Source organism: Rhodovulum sp. PH10 (assembly GCF_000293785.1).
Classification (GTDB): Bacteria; Pseudomonadota; Alphaproteobacteria; order Rhizobiales; family Xanthobacteraceae; genus Rhodoplanes.
Genome location: NZ_AKZI01000134.1, coordinates 1 through 1326, shown reverse-complemented (window position 1 = coordinate 1326; position 1326 = coordinate 1). Strand labels below are relative to the sequence as shown.

Below are 1326 nucleotides of genomic sequence, written 5' to 3'. Positions count from 1 at the left end.
CCCCCTCCGGGCCGATCTTCATGTCGCCGAAATGAAACCACACGTCGTGTCGGCCGGGCGCGAGCGCGATCGCCACCGCCACCACGTTGTCGTGCGCGACCGACTCCTTCACGAAGCCGATCACCTGATCCGAATCGACCTGCACGAAGCCGAAATTGGCGGTCTGCTGCAGCGCCGGATTGTCACGTCGGATCGCATTCAGCCGGCCGATATAGGCCTTGATGTTGCCCGGCGCGTTCCAGTCGCGCGGCTTTATCTCGTACTTCTCGGAGTCGAGATACTCTTCCTTGCCCGGCGCCACCGGCACGTGCTCCAGAAGCTCGAAGCCGTTGTAGACGCCGTAATTGCCGGACAGCATCGCGGCCAGCGCCACCCGCGTCTTGAACATCCACGGCTCGCCGCCCTGCAGATGGAGGGGCAGAATGTCGGGTGTGTTGACGAAGAAGTTCGGGCGGAAATAATCACGTTCCGGATAGCGCGTCAGCTCCGCCATGTAGGCCGACATCTCGTCCTTGCCGGTGCGCCACGTGAAATAGGTGTAGGACTGGCTGAACCCGAGCTTTGCCAGCGCCTTCATCACCTTCGGGCGGGTAAAAGCCTCGGCGAGGAAGATGGTGTCTGGCCAGCGCAGCTGCACCTCGCGGATCATCCACTCCCAGAACGGAAACGGTTTCGTGTGCGGATTGTCCACGCGAAAGATCCGCACGCCCTGCTCGGCCCAGAACAGCACGACGTCGCGCAGCGCCTGCCACAGCGCGACGCGGTCGGCGCAATAGAAATCGGGGTTGACGATGTCCTCGTATTTCTTCGGCGGGTTCTCCGCATAGCGCATCGAGCCGTCGGGCCGCCACTTGAACCAGTCGGGATGCTCCTTCAGCCACGGATGATCGGGCGAGCACTGGATGGCGAAATCGAGCGCGATCTCCATCCCGTGCGCGCGCGCCGCCGTCACCAGCTTCTTGAAGTCGGCGAGCGTGCCGAGCTGCGGATGCACCGTGTCGTGGCCACCCGCTTCCGCGCCGATCGCATAAGGCGAGCCCGGATCGTTCGGCCCGGCCTTCAGAGAATTGTTCTTGCCCTTGCGGTTCTTCTTGCCGATCGGGTGGATCGGCGGAAAGTACAGAACGTCGAAGCCGAGCCCGGCGATCTCCGGCAGCCGCGCGATCACGTCGTCGAAGGTGCCGTGGCGCTTCGGGTCGTCGGTCTGGCTGCGCGGAAAAATCTCGTACCACGCGCCGGTGCGCGCGCGGGCCCGCTCGATCATCAGCGGAAACGCTTGGCTCCAGGTGAGGTCGGGCCGCGGCTCGGCCGCCGCCATCAGGCCCA

At 64.4% G+C, this 1326-nt stretch carries 1 protein-coding gene; it reads right to left on the bottom strand.

Annotation, left to right across the window (positions count from 1 at the left end; all coding sequences use genetic code 11):
• Window positions 1-1326: alpha-1,4-glucan--maltose-1-phosphate maltosyltransferase (locus A33M_RS18955; RefSeq protein ID WP_040621809.1), on the bottom strand; the 1326-nt coding region annotated here is incomplete at both ends.